This is a genomic window from Shouchella clausii (assembly GCF_002250115.1).
Classification (GTDB): Bacteria; Bacillota; Bacilli; order Bacillales; family Bacillaceae_D; genus Shouchella; species Shouchella clausii.
This window is the reverse complement of the sequence record NZ_CP019985.1, coordinates 1,005,872-1,023,326: the sequence shown is the minus strand read 5'-3', so window position 1 is coordinate 1,023,326 and position 17,455 is coordinate 1,005,872. Positions and strand designations below refer to the sequence as shown.

The window sequence follows — 17,455 nt, the reverse complement described above, 5'->3', positions numbered from 1 at the left end:
AGTCTCAGTCCTTTTTGCTGTATTCGTAAGATGTTAGAACAACCGATGCGAAAGAGAGCTTTTAACATTTAACGACAGAGCTGAATTCGTGTTGTTGTGGCGAAAGAAAAATGGGCGAATCGGTACAATTCGTAAATTTGAAACGAGCATAGGCCAATCTCACAAGCAAATATACTCTATTTTGCATTTACTAAAGAAGATGTAAAGGAGGGGAAAAATGTTACGTGTTTGGTATGCACTAAAAAATTTTTTCTTGTTGCTTTGGTTCCCAAGATGCTGGAAAAAGGCACGGGCGAAAAGGGAACTGCTACGCGGTCTCGTCGGTAAACAAATTGAAATTTCAACACCCTTCGGCTATCTCGCTGGCGAATTAGTGGTCGTTGGGGAAGACTATATTGAATTGTTGGATGAAATAGGTGCAGACGTGCTTGTCCGCATTGCCAAAATCGAAACGGTCAGGTCACTAAGCTGAATGCGGAAGGAGGCAAAGTACTTGTGCAATTCACTTTATAGAAGGCTAGCTCAACGCCTCGACGCGCGGGTGGAGGTAGCCACTGATACGAATTTTATTGAAGGCATCCTTGTCCGTGTGACCCCTAAATTGCTAATTATTGATGGCACCGATGGTTATGGATATGGACCAGACACAAGCCAATTTATTGACACAAAGGCTGTCAATCATGTGCGGTTTTTGCAAACAGAAGATCAACCTATACAAGGTTAAATCGACTTAAAATCGAGCGGTCCTTTTCCGATTCAGTCGGGAAAAAGACCGCTTTTAATTCTCTGAGTATTGCTGCTTGTAAGGGCCAAAATCGGTAAGTCGTCACTTGCAGTGCCAAAAACGCCATAACCCTCTAGTACATAGAACGTTTGTCAGGCAACCTGTTTCTAAAAACTATGGTAATCTATATGGAGAACAATCAATTAGGGGTGGAATGATGAAACGAATTGCAATTGACATGGATGAAGTGATGGCTGACTTTAACAAAAAGCATTTGGCACTGTTTAATAGGGATTTTGGCGAACAACTAACAACCGATGATTTACACGGCAAAAAGCTAAGAGAGCTTCGCCCTGAGTTAGTGAAAGAAATCCGCGGCTATTTGCTCGACCCTACTTATTTCCGCGACTTGGAGGTGATGGAACATTGCCAAGAGGTCGTAGAGGAACTGGCCCAGTCATACGAAATATTTGTAGCAACGGCGGCAATGGATTTTCCAACATCCTTTAATGCAAAGTACGAATGGCTTAAAGAGCATTTCCCATTTATTGATGACCAAAATATTGTCTTTTGCGGCAATAAAAGCATCATCCACGCCGACTATTTGATTGACGATAATGTGCGCCAATTAGAACGGTTTTCAGGGGAAGGGATTTTGTTTACATCGCCTCATAATGTGAACGTAACGGGCTATCCCCGTGTCCACAATTGGCTCGATGTCAGAGATTATTTCCTGTAAACCACGAGTGTAACAAAGCAGTCGTTAGGCTGCTTTGTTACTAACCGGTTTGCTTACTGCATGTTAGTCGCTATTACTTTTGCTCCTCTTTGTTTGTTGATTCCCAAGCTGTTGCGGCTCGCGTACACGTGCACGCCGGTTTTTGGCTAGTATTAGTGTTCCTAATAAAGCTCGGCTACTACTTTTCCAGTAATTTTACCGTTTTTCATTTTTTCGAGATAATCTGGAACGTCTTCTAGCTTAATTTTTGTGATTTTCGGTGGTTTTATTTTCTTGTTGGCTAACAACTTCGCAACCTCATTCCCGATCATCTTAAGGTTCTCTTCAGCTTGGCTGTCACCTGAAGTAAGGGCCAGCCCTGTAGCTAATTCATGTATGGAAAGCCCCTTTTCATAAAAACGCCATTTATCAAATGCAGGAAAGCCAGCTGTAACTGCCATCTCTCCTCCAAGTGCTAAAACATCTAGATCTTTTGTTGCGATTTCAGAACCGACGGTACTTAATACATAATCTACTCCTCGTTGATTGGTAAATTTCATTGTTTCTTCATGGACGTCTTTTGCGGTGAAGTCTATCACTTTATCCGCCCCTAGTGAGCGAACGTACGCCATATCTTTCTGAAGGCATGAGGAAATGATAGTTAGGCCCGACATTTTTGCAAGTTGTATCGCAAAGCTGCCTACACCACCTGCGTCACCGTGAATTAAGATCGTTCTTCCTGAAACAGGACGTAATTTCTGAATAATGGCTTGATAAGCTGTAAAGCCAGCACCCGGAACCACTCCGGCAACATGACTCGGTACTTCTTCAGGCACGATACTGACTAAATCCGCCGATGTAATAGCATATTCAGCAAAACCACCATGGACATTGTTTAAACTTCGTAAATAGTAAACACGGTCCCCCACTTTAAGGTTTTTCACGTTACTTCCTACTTCGTCTACAATTCCGCATACATCAATTCCTAGTACTCGTTCTTCATTAGCTACTTCGTTATTAAGGGCATATTGAAAATCGGAAGGATTAAGACCGGCAGCCAATACTTTTATGCGGACTTCACCTTTCTGAGGTTCAGGTATTTTTTTGTCAATGATCTTTAATCCATTGATTGATTTAGGTTCTTGTATAACTAACGCTCTCATTTCCGCCGTCATCTCCCTTAATTTAGGCAACAGATGTTGCTTATTTGTATAGGTGTAGTTTCAATTATATAATGATGACAGATTTAACCCGGACAGATTGCGATTTGATGTTGATTTGACGACAAATCCGTTTGGTATGTTGTTTTAAGGAGAGTGATAACAATGAATGGTAAAGTGGATCGAAGAATTGAAAGGACTAAAAGAGACATTCGAATGGCTTTTATCGATTTAATTAGAGAAAATGATGCTAAGGATCTTACAGTTAAAGAAATAACCAGCTTAGCTAATTACAATCGCACTACTTTTTATGCTCATTATTCAGGTCAAGATGAATTGATTGAAGACATTATTGATGATGCCATACAGGGGTTTATCAGTAAGATTGAACCGACATTTCAAAACGGGGAGGTGCCTCTTTCAATTAAACTCTCTTCAACCGCATCTAAAACGGTTTTTAAATACATTGAAGATAACAAAGCGATGTTCAGTTTGCTGTTTGATGTTAATAAATTCCCTAGCTTTCAAGAAAAACTTTGCTCTGCAATAAAGGATTTATTAGAGAGTGACATTCATTTCTTAAAGCAATATAAAAGTAAATTAGATCGAAGCTTATATTGTTATACTCAATCTGCTGCTTTAGTAGGAAGGATTAATTTTTGGATCAAAGAAGGGTACACATATAGTGCTGACTACATGGCTGAGCAAATGGTGGAATACTTAAAGCTTTTTAAATAAAAGTGAGATCGTTGTATGTTTGTCGTTACATGTATATGAGCACGTCGAGAGACAGGAATGAAGAAGAGGGGAGGCAATGAGTTGTCTCCCCTCAGGCTAATGTTACTTTTGTACTTATCAGCTTTACGATAGTTGTGCAAGAGCACGGATCATAGCGACGTCGCCGCCCGTTTTCTAGCAGTCCCGTTTGACGACAATAGCGCTGGACGGGCATTACTCTTCTGGACGTTTGCCTGGATCCATTTGCTCGCTTGTTGCTGTGCGAAGCGGCTTGACTTTCAAGTCATTTGCTACGCGAATTTGGCAGGACAACCGTAGGTTTTCAGCAGTGATTCCTTTTTTAGCACGAATCGCTGCTTCAGCCTCTCCGATTGGGCCAGCGTCGCCTTCGATAATTTCGCACATGCACGTAGTACATCTAGCATTTCCGCCGCAGCGGTGCAAAATGTCTACTCCGTTGTCTTCCAACGCTAATACAAGTTTCTTTCCGTTTTCGGCTTCAAAAGAATGATAGCCTTCAGCGTGAATCATTGGCATGGTCGATATTCGCCCCTTTTTATTAAACTTTCTGTCTCTAAAAATAATTGTAGCATGAAAAAGGGAATGATCGGCAGTTAATTAAACATTTGATTAATATGAAAAAAGAAATGAATCGTGATGGCAATGTTGGCCGTTTGGAAAATAGGAAACCCCTGGTTCCAGATGGGCCAGGGGAATTTGGGTTAAACCGCATATGCACATACAATAATACAGATTTATGTAAACGAAGCCTTGAGGAGGCTTCTTTCTTTGTGTTCATTTAGATGGCTTTATTCTAAGCCATAGTGGACAAGAAGCTGTGTTTCTAAATGTTCAGCTTGGTCGAAGCCGAGATCCTTGCGTTTGCTTCGAACGTATTCTTCGATGGCCCGTAAATAAGCGGAGAGTTCGCTTGTAGCTGTAGGCAAAAACACTTTCGCCCGTTCTTCGACTGCATGCAAATCTTCGTTTGAGTACATGTGCTCACCTCTCTATTCATATTGGAGCCTGTTTTTCGTTAGCTCTCATTAGTAGTGTAAAGGAGACAGGTTTCCAAATCTATTTAAGATCTGATAAAGAATGCGTGAAATGATCTTAATAAAACGAAAAAATGCTGAAATGTTCCATGCCCACAGCCACACTGTGGGGATATCATAGCCATTCACAGTTGCCTAAACGTATTCCCATTAGAATTCCTTTTTTCACATGTTTCCTTTTATTTGAAGGGAATCACTTGGCAGTAGTGAAACAATATGTACGCTGCTTCCAAACGCTTTCATGCACTCTCCCAAATTGAGTGCAGCTATACGTTAAGTTATGCAAAACAGCGAACCAAAACAATTAGACAAATTGGAATGGAGGAAATGCCGTGGTACAGCAATTGACCATCAACCAATCTGGTTTTCATGTAAGCCACTATTGGATTGAACCTGTTTCCTTTGCTCTCTATGAAAAACGGACCATTCAGGAGTGGGCCCGTCTGTTGCAGCATGCAGGCTCTTTGATCGTGCTCGTGTCAGAAGAAGATGAACCAGTTGGGGCGTTGCTTCCAGAAACGATTGTGGCAGCGATAAGCAGTGGAGAAACAGCGATTGAAAAAGCGTTAGAATCGGTAGAAGTGATGGAAATCGACGACAGCCGTACACCTAGTCCAGACGGAAGTAAAGTGGTTCTCATCAAAGAGGGCAATGAATATATTGGGGCAGTCACAAGAGAAAACTGGCGGAAGGCGCGGGAAGAGTACGAGCAAAAAGCGATACTGGAAGCGATTTTAGAAAACGCCTATGAAGGGATTGTTATTGTCGATAAGCAAGGAAAGATCGTCAAAATGAACAATGCTTACCGCAGCTTTATTGGCGGAAAGGACGAAGCGGAAGTCGAAGGCAAGTTTGTCGCTGATGTCATTGAGAATACTCGCTTGCATGAAGTTGTAAAATCAGGCATTCCTGAGCGAGGCGAGATCCAACGGATTGAGGGGCAAAATATGGTGGTCCACCGTATCCCAATTTGGGAAAATCGCCGTGTTGTCGGAGCTGTCGGCATGTTGATTTTTGAAGGCGTTTCCGAACTTTATGAAATCTTACAGCGAGCACGCGTTTTAAGTGAGGAGCGACCATCCACTGAACCAACAAAGCAAAACGAAACGTCAGTCGAGCGCCGGCTTATAGGCAGGAGCGAGGCGCTCCAATCGTGCAAATGTTTTGCCCGCAAAGTAGCACGCACAAAAGCGACAGTGCTATTGACAGGCGAAACAGGTACGGGAAAAGAGCTGTTTGCCCGTTTGATCCATCAAATGAGCAACCAAGCCAATGGACCATTTGTTGCAATTAATTGTGCTGCCATGCCGGAAACGCTTCTCGAAGCCGAGCTGTTCGGCTACGAAGAAGGGGCCTTTACTGGCGCGCGACGAGGCGGGGCTGTAGGGAAATTCGAACAAGCAAGTGGCGGTACGCTTTTTTTAGATGAAGCAGGAGAAATGTCGAATGCGTTGCAAGCAAAGCTGCTTCGTGTGCTTGAGACGAAACAAGTTGACCGGGTTGGCGGCTGCCAGCCGATCCAAACCGATTTTCGGTTAATTGCAGCGACCAATGCTAATCTCGACCAATTAGTGGCCGAGGGCAAGTTTAGAAAAGATTTGTATTATAGGCTAGTGGCGATCACACTAAACATCCCGCCGTTGCGTGAACGTAAAGAAGATATTCCTTATTTAATTAGCGCCTTTATGGACCGTTTTGCACAGGAGTACGCGATGAAACGCAAACGATTTTGTGAAGACGCTTTGCATGCTTTCCTTGAATACGATTGGCCTGGCAATGTTCGTGAGTTGGCGAATGCGATCGATTATATTATGGCAATCGGCGAAGAGGAAGAAGTGACAAGTGATACACTGCCTCCATTTTTGCAAAACCAGGCAAAGAATGAATCATTAAAGGCGGCGGCGAGGCGTTCCGAGAAGGAGCGAATCGAGCAAGCGATCGTATTAGCAAACGGAAATAAGGCAAAAGCTGCAAAATTGTTAGGCATCCACCGTGCGACACTGTACCGTAAGCTAAAAGAACAAGAGTCGTCGTAATTTAACGACAGTGGCAAGGGGCTGTGTCGCAAATTTGCGATACAGTTTATAGAAAACGCTTACAATCATCTTGATTGGTAGTTGGCATCGTTTTTGCAATGGCAGAACAACAAGGAGGGGATTAGATGCAAGCAACAACCTGTCATTTGCCAGCCACGATTATTTATGGGGAAAATAGTTTTTTGCAAGTTGGCGTTGAGGCCGCGAAGCTAGGGAGCAAGGCGCTGATCATTAGCGATGCAGTAATGGAAAGGCTAGGAAATGTTGAACGGGCTCAAGCATTGCTTAAGAAAAGCGGAATCCCATCGTATTCCTATTTAGGTGTAGCAACTGAGCCGACAGATACGTACGTGTATGAAGCGTTGGAGTTGTTTCGTACAAAAGGTTGCAATGTCATTGTTTCCATTGGGGGAGGAAGCTGTATAGATACAGCTAAAGCTGTCGCGGTGCTAGCAGCCAATGGCGGATCAATCGATGAATACATGAACGGGCGTACCATTGCGCAAAAAGGGGCGGTTCCTTTAATTGCTTTGCCGACAACAGGGGGCACTGGTTCTGAAGCAACAGACGCGACAGTGATTACGAACACAGACACCAATGTCAAAATGATGATTAAACAGCAAGCCTTTATGCCACGGACGGCTATTGTTGATCCAATGCTGACAAAATCGACGCCTAAACACATTACTGCGGCTACTGGAATTGATGCGCTTACCCATGCGTTGGAGGCTTATATTAGCAAAAAAGCACATCCGTTTACCGATGGATTGGCGCTATCGGCAATGGAGCGGATTTTCCACTATCTATTGCCCGCCTATAAAGACGGCAACGACATGAAGGCAAGGCATGAAATGTTGTATGGCTCGCTGCTTGCAGGCATGGCTTTCTCCAATTCATCGGTTTGTCTTGTCCATGGGATGTCAAGGCCAATTGGCGCTCTCTTCCATGTACCACACGGTGTTTCCAACGCTATGCTTTTACCGGTTGTGCTTGAATATACAAAGGAAAGTTGCCAGGAGCGCCTTGCTTCAATCGGCCGTGTCCTCTTTCCAGGAAAAAGCGGCGAAGGGACTGAAACATTAGCTAATGCCGTTGTCGAAGAAATCGTAGCACTGTGCGCGAAAGTCGATATTCCTACATTGCCAGACTGGGGCGTTCAAGAAGAGGCATTTATGCCAATGCTTTCTAAAATGGCTGACGATGCGCTTGAAAGCGGAAGTCCGCAAAACAACCCGCGTGTGCCGTCAAAACAAGAGTTGATTGAGCTGTACGAGGCCCTTTTTCAACGGAATTCGGCCGTTTCCCGTTAAGGAGGCGTAGACAATATGATCAGCATGATTGGCTTATTAGGTGCACTGGCCCTTTTAGTCGTATTAACGTTAAGAGGCGTCAATATTATTATTGCCGCACTTCTTTCTTCTGTTCTTCTTGCTTTAACCGGAAGGCTTAATTTAAATACGGCAATGGTCGGACACTATATGGAAGGGTTTACAAACTATTTTGCTTCTTGGTTTTTGGTTTTTCTTTTAGGGGCAATTTTTGGCAAAGTCATTCAAGACACAAGAGCGGCGGAAGCAATTGCCGATTGGATCGAGCGGAAATTGGGAGCAAAGTGGGCGCTGTTTGCTGTGATTGCCGCATGTGCGATTATGACTTATGGAGGCGTCAGCTTATTTGTGGTTGGTTTTACCGTTTACCCAATTGCCGTATCCCTGTTTAAGCTCGCCGATTATCCGCACCGCTTTATACCGGTTGCGATTGTGTTCGGTTCCATTTCGTTCACGATGACTTCACCTGGCTCACCTGAAATCCAAAACATCATTCCAACCGAGTTCTTTGGCACACAACCGACTGCTGGCGGTTGGATTGGTGTTGTAAGCGCGGTCTTCATTATGGTTGCAGGCGGCCTATGGGTCAGGTATATGTTGAAAACAGCACTGAAAAAAGGCGAGTGTTTTTCGCTCCCGCAAGACAGTCCCCTATACGGGCTAGAGGAAGAAGCGCTTGATGAACTGGCGGCAGCAAAAGAGCGCGTGTTGCCAAAGCCATTGTTTGCCTTGTTGCCGTTAGCGATTGTGCTTGTTTCTTTAAATGTGCTGTCGCTTTATATGGCGGCCAAAACGGCTGTATTGGTTGCGTTGCTTCTTGGCATCGGAACGACATGGCTGTTTAACTTGAAATTTGTGACGCAAATCGGAGAGTCACTCGCCGTAGGCGCGCAAAATTCTCTTGTCGCGATTGCCAATACGTGCGCTGTTGTCGGCTTTGGCAGTGTCGCTGCACAAGTGCCTGCTTTCGATTTGTTTTTACAATCCTTGTTGGGTGCAGCAAGTCAACCGTTCGTTAGCCTGGCTTTGTTTGTCACGGTCATTTGCGGGATTACCGGATCTGCATCAGGCGGCCTTGGTATTGCTTTGCCGCTCATTGCCCCCGATTATATGGAACGCGGCGTAGACCCAGGAGCGATGCATCGTATTTCCGCGCTTGCTTCCGGCGGTCTAGACTCATTGCCTCATAACGGTTTTGTCGTAACGACGATTCGGGCTATATGCGGAGAAACCCATAAACGAGCATATGGGCCTATTTTCTTAGTGTGCACCATGTTACCGACTGTCGCACTTGCCATTGCCGTCGCTCTCTATACGTTTTTTTACTAATCATAACTGCACCGCAATTGTAAGGCAGCGTCTATCAATTGTAGGTGCTGTTTTTTATAAGGAGGCGTTTGCGGATAAAGGGCGATGTTTATTTTCAACTCTATTTAACGAGACGCTTGTTCAGGAAGCTGTCGCCTTAAGGTAGAGAGGGAATCGAAATTTATTTAGAAAGGAAACGGTTTTTTGCATGCAATCCGCTGAAGCAGCCAAGCTAATGAAAGAGAACAAAAGAAGAGAGGCGAAATTCGCATGCTATGCCGTTCAAATGATGAACTGGAATTGCTCGTTAGCCAGGCAAGAGCGTTTGCTGGGCAAGGAGAAGTGGCTCAATATATACCTGCTTTAGCTGCTGCTCATAAACATGAGCTGTCGGTAGCCTTGTATTATCCTGATGGTAAAGGATTTATGGCTGGGGATACGGAAGAAGATTTCACGCTCCAAAGCATTTCAAAAGTGCTTTCCTTAGCGTTGGCGCTTATCGATCAAGGGGAAGAATGCGTGTTCACCCGTGTTGGAAAAGAACCGACAGGCGACCCTTTTAATTCAATCGCTAAATTGGAGACCAACAAGCCTTCCAAACCGCTCAACCCAATGATTAATGCCGGGGCTCTTGCCGTTACTCATATGATTAAAGGAAACACAGCAGGGGAGCGGTTTGAACGTTTATTGGACTTTATCCGTTGTTTGACAGGAAATGAGACCATTACGTATAACAAAGAAATCGCCAAATCAGAATTTGAAACAGCCCATTTAAACAGGGCGCTTGTTTATTTTATGAAAGAGCATGGCGTCATTGATGAAGATGTAGAAGAGCTCATGGACCTTTACACAAAACAATGCGCGATTGAAATGAATTGTATCGACTTAGCGAGGGTCGGTTGTGTTCTGGCTATGGACGGCCGTGATCCTGACACAGATAAGCAGCTTTTGCCTATAGACGTTGCTCGAATATGCAAGACATTTATGGTCACATGTGGCATGTACAATGCTTCAGGTGAATTTGCCATCAATGTCGGCATTCCAGCAAAAAGCGGAGTCGCAGGCGGAATTATGGGTGCCGTGCCGAAAAAATGCGGGATTGGCATTTGTGGGCCGTCTCTCGATGAAAAAGGCAACTCCATTGCCGGGATCAAATTGCTGGAAATGATGGCCAAACGTTATTCACTCAGCATGTTTTAAGTATAAAAAGACCAATAAAAACACAGTTGTGCTAATTAATAGTGTGAAAGAGTAAAAAAAATGCTGTTCCATATCCAGAAAAAGGGATGTTCTGCTAAAATGATGAAACAAGGAGGCAATAAAATGGTGCACATTTTTAAAAGCGCTTACAAAGTTATAGCGGGCATAGGCGCGATTTCCCATTTAGATAGTGAAATAGCAAGGTTAAAAATGAGCCATCCCCTTGTCGTAACTGATAAAATGATTAAGAAGGCCGGGCTGCTAGAGGAAGTGACAGTGGCGCTTGCAGGGCGTCGCTATGGCTTATTTTTAGAAGTGGAGCCAGAACCAGCATTTTCGGTTGTGGAAGCGTGCAAACAAACATTTGTCGCTGGCGGCCATGATGGCATGATTGCCATAGGAGGCGGCAGTGCCCTCGATACAGCGAAAGCGACGGCTGCTTACGTTCGTTATAACGGTGCACTTGCTGATTTGATTGGCACTGATTTAGTTCCTATAAAAGGGGTGCCGCTCATTGCCATTCCGACCACAGCCGGAACAGGCTCCGAGGTAACGAATATAGCGATTCTGTCCGACGATGACGCTAAGCTAAAAAAAGGGATTGTCAGTGACCATTTGCTTCCTGATGTGGCAATCGTTTCTCCGGAATTATCAAGGACAACCCCACCTGCCGTTACAGCTGCGAGCGGCATAGACGCCTTTGTCCATGGGATTGAAGCGTTTTTATCTGTAAACGCATCACCCCTTACAGATGCTTTCGCCCTTCAGGCAATTGAAAAAATTGCCCGAAGTTTGCCAGAAGCGTACGCAAAGCCGACAAACCTCGCAGCACGGGAAGAAATGGCCGTCGCCAGCTTAATGGCTGGCATGGCCTTTGGCAACGCCGGAGTTGGCGCCGTCCATGCTCTCGCTTATCCTCTCGGGGGAAGGTTTAAAGTTGCCCATGGTGTCAGCAACGCCGTACTGTTGCCCTATGTAATGAGGGAAAACAAAGTTGCCTGCGTCGACCGGCTTGCTGTTATCGCAGAAGCATTAGGCGTAAAGGAGAAAGGGATGGGGGCAAGTGAAGGGGCTGACCAGGCGATAAGCGCCATGGAGCGCCTTTGCGGTCAAGTCCATATTCCAAGCAACCTTAAAAAGTTTGGCATAAGACGTGCAGACCTTACGGCTATGGCAGATGATGCAAGCAAAATTGACCGGCTCTTAAAGAACAACCCCCGTCCGCTTGAGCGTGATACCATTTTGTCGATTTATGAAAGGGCATGGGCAGGGCGGCCAGTGTAGTGTGTGCAGTCAAAAAACGGAAATGGTGTTTTTCGAACATGAAAAGGAGTGAGCTTGTGATGAATCATGCACTGTTTATCAATAATGAGTGTGTAGCGACAGACGACATGATCGAAGTAGAAAATCCCGCGACAAAAGAAGTGATTGGCACAGTTGCAAATGGGGGAAGGCAGGAAGCTTTAGCAGCGGTTGACGCCGCTGCGGCGGCACTGCCAGAATGGCGAGCAAAAACGGCAGCAGAACGAGGCGCGTACTTGCAAAAGTGGCATGAGTTAATTCAACGGGAGGAAGAAGAAATTGCCAAGTTAATGACGCTAGAACAAGGGAAGCCTTTTGCAGAAGCCCTTGGTGAAGTCCGATATGCCAACAGTTTCTTGTCTTGGTATGCAGAAGAAGGGAAACGTGTTTATGGCGAAACGGTCCCTGCGGCAGCAGCCAATAAACGTATATTTGTGCAAAAGCAAGCCATTGGTGTTATCGCCGCGATTACACCGTGGAATTTTCCCGCTGCCATGTTAACGAGGAAGCTAGGGCCTGCTTTGGCGGCAGGTTGTACAGCGGTCATTAAACCATCAGAGTTAACGCCATTTACTGCTTACCGGATCGTGGAATTGGCTAAAGTAGCAGGCATTCCAAAGGGTGTCGTTAATATGATTACAGGAGACGCCCAACAAATCGGGGAAACGTGGATGGCCGATGAACGGGTGCGAAAAGTGTCATTTACTGGTTCAACTCGTGTCGGCAAACTATTGATACGGCAGGCAGCTGATACTGTCAAAAAACTGTCGCTCGAATTAGGCGGTCACGCTCCTTTTATCGTAACCGCACATGCCGATATTCAAAAGGCAGTAGACGGCCTCATTGCTTCAAAGTACCGCAATGGCGGCCAGACATGCGTCTGTGCAAACCGCATTTACGTTCACGAGTCGGTTAAAGCGCCTTTTGTGGAGGCTTTTGCTGCTGAAATGAAAAAGCTAAAAGTAGGCAACGGCATGGAACCAGACAGCCACATTGGTCCTCTTATTAACGAAGCAGCTGTTGCAAAAGTACAAAAGCATATTGAGGATGCGCAAGCAAAAGGAGGCGAAGTGGTCTTTGGCCAAGAAGCCGATGCCACAAATGGCTATTTCCAAACGCCTGCCCTTATTGCCAATGCGACCGATGACATGCTTTGCATGAAGGAGGAAACATTTGGCCCGCTTGCGCCGATTGCCACGTACAATTCAACGAAAGAAGTGATCGAGAGGGCCAACCATTCCCCTTATGGTTTAGCAGCATATGTGTATTCAAACGACTTATCTGAAGCTGTTACGATTGCGGAAGGGCTTGAATACGGCATTGTCGGGCTGAATGATGGTTTGCCTTCGGTCGCGCAAGCGCCATTCGGCGGCATGAAAGAAAGCGGCCTAGGCCGTGAAGGTGGCCATTGGGGCATTGAAGAATATGTAGAAGTGAAATATATATCGTTGCAACTTTAAAGAGAACCACCCATTCCTGCAGAGGAATGGGTGGTTCAGTCTGTAGACAAACGCTCTTAGGCGTTGTTTAAAGCAAGCCCATGCTTTGAGATCGGTGTCCTATCTGCTTCTTCATCTGCAAGCATTATCGAGTAGTCTGACTTTGTCGTTTTTCTCCAATTGCTGCCTTTTCAGCTGCCTCTTCGATTATTGGCAGCCTCTGCTTTTTTAAAAGGCAGCGGCGTCGGTTTGTTGATCGCCATCGTCAAAGTAGGGCGGAAAATCGTGTCATGCCATTTATCAGGCTGAAACGGAATAAACGGATAGAGATATGGAATGCCAAGGGACCTTAAATGGGCCATATGGATGATGATGGCGGTTGTCAGAGCAAACATTCCTGCAAAGCCAAAGAAATGGGCTACGATAATCAGCGTTATGCGAATAAAAAAAATCGGAGAAAGCAGCCCGCGGTTTAATACAGGAAAACTAGTTATATAACAAACGCCAATGACGACGATCGTAATCGGATGGAATAGGCTAACATTTGTAGCGATATCGCTAATGAGCATTGTGCCGATAAACGTCACCGCAAAAATCGTATTGCCAGGCAAGCGATAGGAGCCATCCATAATAAGCTGCAATAAAAGAATGACAAATACAAGCTCGATTGTATACGGTGCAAGGGTTTCATGGGTTTTCACAAGCTGGTTAGCCACTTCCGTCGGTATGTGATCAAGATGAAAACGGATGATTGCCACCGTAATAGCCGGAAAAAAGGTGGCAATAAAAAAATACAAATACCGAAGAGGACGTGCGCCAAAGCGACCAAATTCGGATAAGTAATCGTCTTGGTTTTGAAAGAAATGAAAAAACAGGCTTGGTGCCAGAATCGCCAATGGCGATCCTTCTACGAGCAAAACGATTTTCCCTTTTGCCAATGCCAATGCGCACGCATCTGGGCGGTCGTTTGCCATAGTCCGCGGGAACAAAAACCCTTTCCCTTCAAGCGCGTCAGTTGCAATTTGCGAAATGATGAATTCGGCTACATGCACTTGTTTCAGCCTTTCGCGCACTTCTTTTACAAGGTCTGGATTCGTTTTTCCGTGAAGCGAGACAATCGCCATTTTTTTTGCAGCGTTTTCTCCGACTTCTAATGTTTCGATCGCTAATTCTGGGCTACGAAAATAATTACGGAGCAAATTCATGTTAACGTCAAGGCTTTCGGTCAAAGCAGATGCTGGCCCTTCATACACACTGCTTGTAAGAGGCACGCTGACGCTGCGGACATTCCACATCGCGCAATCGATTAAAACAGGCTGTTCGTTTTTCAACAATACAACCGCTTTGCCGTTCATCATTTGCCGTTTTAATTGTTCCACAGTGGCATTTGGTATCGGGGCGCCATCTTTCAGCCAAGTCGTAACAGATTCAGCCGGGTATGACTGCTTTGCGAGACGGAAACGAGTAAGGGGATCAACGATTAACGCATGCAACTTATTTTGGTCGACAATCTCTTTAATGAATAGCACAAGCGCTTGCTCTGTTTCTAAAAGCGGAATTTCCATTGTTTGCACGCTGTTTGATTGGTAAAACGCGCTTTTAATGGCTGCCACACATGCATGTAGATCCGTTATCCTCATGCCATTTCTTCCTTATCTGTTGTTAGTTTCCAATTAGTATTAGGAATTAAGACGATGCTATACACAAAAAATGGATATTGTTCACCATTCCATGGGCAGTTGCGTAGGCTAGCAGAAAGGCTATAAAAAAAGGAGTTGCTCTTTTATGTACAATGGGCATGATTACCCGACGCGCTTTAGCCCTGGCACGTTTCCATTTCCGCCAACACAAGGTGGCCCACCTGGACCCCCGCCCACACAAGGAGGGTTTTTCCCAGGCCAGGGAGGCCCACCTACTTCCCCAGGTCAAGGAACAGGTGCGCCGCCTGGACCGCCTCCTTCCCAAGCCGCTTTAAGCACTTTAGGGGCGCCTTCTGTTTTTGCTGTTGATCCTGGAGCGATCGCAGGCTGCCTGTTTCGTTATACGTTTATCCGCCTAAATAACGGCGAATCATTTTGGTTTTACCCTACTTTTGTCGGTCGTCGCTCTGTAGCAGGCTGGCGTTGGTTTTTCTTCCGTTGGGTATTTTTTGGCATTGACACTGAGCGAATTGCTTCATTTCAGTGCGTGTGACAGTCATCAGACTGATTTAAAACGTAGACGAGAAAAAATAGGAATAGGTCGGGGGTTAATTAGCATAGTCCAGCCAAACGACAACGTATGCGAGCCCTTGACGACAGCTGAAAGGAGGGGGAACCCTCCTTCTTTGTTTTTCATAAGCAAAAGGCGAATATCGAAGGAAACGTGACTTTTAAGGAGGATATGAAAAGGAGCCTACTCTCTGCTCGACTTAGCACGACTCAGCCACATCAATCCAATTATATCCAACGATTAAGCGTTTGCATTTGCTGCCACGCCCCCCTATCATTATAGAAGGCAAAGAAAGTTGCCTACGTTCTTTTATAAATTTTTCAAAAAGGAACGTTTAGAATGATGAGAGACGGGTAAGGAAACAGTGTCTGGCAAAAACGAAATGATAAACGAAAAGGAGGCTGTTATGGTCCAGACACCAGTACTAACGTTAACAAAGCCAACCGTGGAAGATGGCGCGGCAATGTGGCAACTGGCGAAATCGTCTTCGCTCGATACAAACTCGTCCTACAAGTACATTATGATGTGCGAATATTTTGACGATACATGTATTGTGGCAAAAGACGGCGATGAAGTAGTAGGATTTATTACCGCTTTTATTCCTCCTAAACAGCAAGATACGTTGTTTATTTGGCAAATCGGGGTAGCAGCGTCCCAACGGGGGCGAGGGCTCGGCCTTGACTTGATCAATAAGCTGATTGAGCGAGAGGCATGCAAGGATATCCGTTACGTGGAAGCAACGGTAACGCCTTCAAACAAAGCTTCGCAAGCGTTATTCAGGAAATTAGCCCGAATCCATCAAACAGACTGCCAAGTGTCTAGTTGTTTTTCGGAACATTTATTTCCTGGAGAAAGCCATGAACAAGAAAACACGTTTCGCATTGGACCACTTCGTTCTTGAACGAAAAAATGAAGGAGGAACAACTGACAGTGAATGAAACAATGAGCATTTTCAATGAATTGGAATCAAAAGTGCGTAGTTACTGCCGCAGCTTCCCGGCTGTTTTCACGAAGGCAAAAGGCTGGAAAATGTGGGATGAGGACGGAACGGAATACATCGACTTTTTTTCTGGGGCAGGGGCGCTCAATTACGGCCACAATGATGAAAAAATGAAGCGTGCTCTTATCGATTATATTGCCGATGACGGAATCACCCATTCACTCGATATGGCCACAAAGCCAAAAGCAGCATTTCTAAAAAAATTGAACGAAGTAATTTTAAAGCCACGAAAGCTCAATTACAAAGTGATGTTTCCTGGTCCAACAGGCACAAATACAGTTGAATCAGCCTTGAAGCTGGCTCGCAAGGTGACAGGGAGAACAGAAATCATCAGCTTTACAAATGGCTTCCACGGGATGACAATTGGGTCGCTTTCGGTAACAGGGAATGCTTCTAAACGAAAAGGGGCAGGCATCCCTTTGACTAATGTTGTAACGATGCCGTATGACAAATTTGGAGATGAAGAAGTCGATACACTTCGCTATCTCGAACAGTTTTTACGTGACAACGGCTCTGGAGTAGACATTCCGGCGGCCGTCATTCTCGAAACTGTTCAAGGAGAGGGCGGCATTAATGCCGCACGTATGGAATGGTTACAGCAATTAGAGCGCATTTGCAAGAAATACGACATTTTAATGATTATCGATGATGTCCAAGCGGGGATTGGACGCACAGGAACGTTTTTTAGCTTTGAGGAAGCAGGCATTACGCCTGACATTGTCTGCCTGTCTAAATCAATTGGCGGATATGGATTGCCATTAGCACTCACTCTTTTCAAACCTGAACTTGATATTTGGGCTCCAGGCGAGCATAATGGCACATTCCGTGGAAACAACCATGCCTTTATTACAGCAACGGCAGCATTGTCCTACTGGGAAGACCCATCGTTTGAACAAGCGATTAAAGACAAGTCAAAGAAAATCCATGCCTTTTTAACGAAGCTCGTCGATTCATATCCAGAAATGAATGGTTGTGTAAAAGGAAGGGGCTTTATGGCTGGAATCGGTTCAAAAGTAGACGGCCTAGCTGGAAAAATAGCGGCTGAAGCATTTAAGCGCGGCCTAATCATGGAAACGGCCGGACCAGAAGATGAAGTCTTTAAGCTGTTCCCGCCGCTCACGATTTCAGATGAGGACTTAGAAAGAGGCTTTGCCATTATAGAAGAAAGCGTACGCGCTGTCCTTGGCGTAAAAGAGCCTGTCACAACTTAAACAAGCATTAGTTACTTAATCATTG

The 17,455-nt window shown here is 45.2% G+C and carries 17 protein-coding genes; 13 read left to right on the top strand and 4 right to left on the bottom strand.

Annotated features, from left to right (window positions below):
• Positions 1–217: 217 nt before the first annotated feature.
• From BC8716_RS04830 to BC8716_RS04820, 3 genes are all read left to right on the top strand, one after another.
• Complete coding sequence (locus tag BC8716_RS04830) at positions 218–472, top strand: hypothetical protein (RefSeq protein WP_094424187.1); 255 nt, start codon at positions 218–220, stop codon at positions 470–472.
• Between the two features lie 21 nt (positions 473–493).
• A complete protein-coding gene (locus BC8716_RS04825; protein ID WP_094424186.1) occupies positions 494–724 on the top strand; it encodes a hypothetical protein in 231 nt (76 codons plus the stop codon).
• 217 nt (positions 725–941) lie between these two features.
• Positions 942–1,463: a 5' nucleotidase, NT5C type gene (locus tag BC8716_RS04820; RefSeq protein WP_094424185.1), complete on the top strand. Its 522-nt coding sequence runs from the start codon at positions 942–944 to the stop codon at positions 1,461–1,463.
• A 161-nt stretch (positions 1,464–1,624) separates the two neighbouring features.
• Here BC8716_RS04820 and BC8716_RS04815 read toward each other — a convergent pair whose 3' ends face one another.
• Positions 1,625–2,605 carry a zinc-binding dehydrogenase gene (locus BC8716_RS04815; RefSeq protein ID WP_094424184.1) on the bottom strand — a complete coding sequence of 327 codons (981 nt, stop codon included), beginning with the start codon at positions 2,603–2,605 and terminating at the stop codon, positions 1,625–1,627.
• A gap of 162 nt (positions 2,606–2,767) precedes the next feature.
• Here BC8716_RS04815 and BC8716_RS04810 point away from each other — a divergent pair, with 162 nt between their 5' ends.
• The gene (locus BC8716_RS04810; protein WP_094424183.1) at positions 2,768–3,340 is read left to right on the top strand and encodes a TetR/AcrR family transcriptional regulator; all 573 of its coding nucleotides are present in this window, start codon (positions 2,768–2,770) and stop codon (positions 3,338–3,340) included.
• Positions 3,341–3,553: 213 nt separating this feature from the next.
• On the opposite strand, the gene BC8716_RS04805 is transcribed toward BC8716_RS04810, so the two are convergent.
• Both BC8716_RS04805 and BC8716_RS04800 read right to left on the bottom strand, forming a co-directional pair.
• Positions 3,554–3,877: a 2Fe-2S iron-sulfur cluster-binding protein gene (locus tag BC8716_RS04805; protein WP_094424182.1), complete on the bottom strand. Its 324-nt coding sequence runs from the start codon at positions 3,875–3,877 to the stop codon at positions 3,554–3,556.
• 272 nt (positions 3,878–4,149) lie between these two features.
• On the bottom strand, positions 4,150–4,338 hold the full coding sequence (locus BC8716_RS04800; RefSeq protein WP_094424181.1) for a hypothetical protein: 189 nt from the start codon (positions 4,336–4,338) through the stop codon (positions 4,150–4,152).
• 389 nt (positions 4,339–4,727) lie between these two features.
• On the opposite strand from BC8716_RS04800, the gene BC8716_RS04795 reads away from it, so the two are divergent.
• From BC8716_RS04795 to BC8716_RS04770, 6 genes are all read left to right on the top strand, one after another.
• Complete coding sequence (locus BC8716_RS04795; protein WP_094424180.1) at positions 4,728–6,431, top strand: sigma-54 interaction domain-containing protein; 1,704 nt, start codon at positions 4,728–4,730, stop codon at positions 6,429–6,431.
• Positions 6,432–6,556: 125 nt separating this feature from the next.
• A complete protein-coding gene (locus BC8716_RS04790) occupies positions 6,557–7,741 on the top strand; it encodes an iron-containing alcohol dehydrogenase (protein WP_094424179.1) in 1,185 nt (394 codons plus the stop codon).
• A gap of 15 nt (positions 7,742–7,756) precedes the next feature.
• Positions 7,757–9,088: a GntP family permease gene (locus tag BC8716_RS04785; RefSeq protein WP_094424178.1), complete on the top strand. Its 1,332-nt coding sequence runs from the start codon at positions 7,757–7,759 to the stop codon at positions 9,086–9,088.
• Between the two features lie 249 nt (positions 9,089–9,337).
• Positions 9,338–10,267, top strand: a complete 930-nt coding sequence (glsA, locus tag BC8716_RS04780; RefSeq protein ID WP_094424177.1) for a glutaminase A — start codon at positions 9,338–9,340, stop codon at positions 10,265–10,267.
• Between the two features lie 123 nt (positions 10,268–10,390).
• Positions 10,391–11,551: an iron-containing alcohol dehydrogenase gene (locus BC8716_RS04775; RefSeq protein WP_094424176.1), complete on the top strand. Its 1,161-nt coding sequence runs from the start codon at positions 10,391–10,393 to the stop codon at positions 11,549–11,551.
• Between the two features lie 59 nt (positions 11,552–11,610).
• A complete protein-coding gene (locus BC8716_RS04770) occupies positions 11,611–13,029 on the top strand; it encodes an NAD-dependent succinate-semialdehyde dehydrogenase (RefSeq protein ID WP_094424175.1) in 1,419 nt (472 codons plus the stop codon).
• Between the two features lie 170 nt (positions 13,030–13,199).
• Here BC8716_RS04770 and BC8716_RS04765 read toward each other — a convergent pair whose 3' ends face one another.
• Positions 13,200–14,648 (bottom strand): spore germination protein, encoded by a 1,449-nt coding sequence (locus BC8716_RS04765; RefSeq protein WP_094424174.1) that lies wholly within the window; start codon positions 14,646–14,648, stop codon positions 13,200–13,202.
• A 145-nt stretch (positions 14,649–14,793) separates the two neighbouring features.
• Between BC8716_RS04765 and BC8716_RS04760 the strand changes: the two genes are divergently transcribed.
• From BC8716_RS04760 to ectB, 3 genes are all read left to right on the top strand, one after another.
• Positions 14,794–15,201, top strand: a complete 408-nt coding sequence (locus BC8716_RS04760) for a hypothetical protein (protein WP_094424173.1) — start codon at positions 14,794–14,796, stop codon at positions 15,199–15,201.
• Positions 15,202–15,625: 424 nt separating this feature from the next.
• Complete coding sequence (ectA, locus tag BC8716_RS04755; RefSeq protein ID WP_245849963.1) at positions 15,626–16,120, top strand: diaminobutyrate acetyltransferase; 495 nt, start codon at positions 15,626–15,628, stop codon at positions 16,118–16,120.
• 29 nt (positions 16,121–16,149) lie between these two features.
• Positions 16,150–17,430 (top strand): diaminobutyrate--2-oxoglutarate transaminase, encoded by a 1,281-nt coding sequence (ectB, locus tag BC8716_RS04750; protein ID WP_094424171.1) that lies wholly within the window; start codon positions 16,150–16,152, stop codon positions 17,428–17,430.
• Positions 17,431–17,455 lie beyond the last annotated feature (25 nt).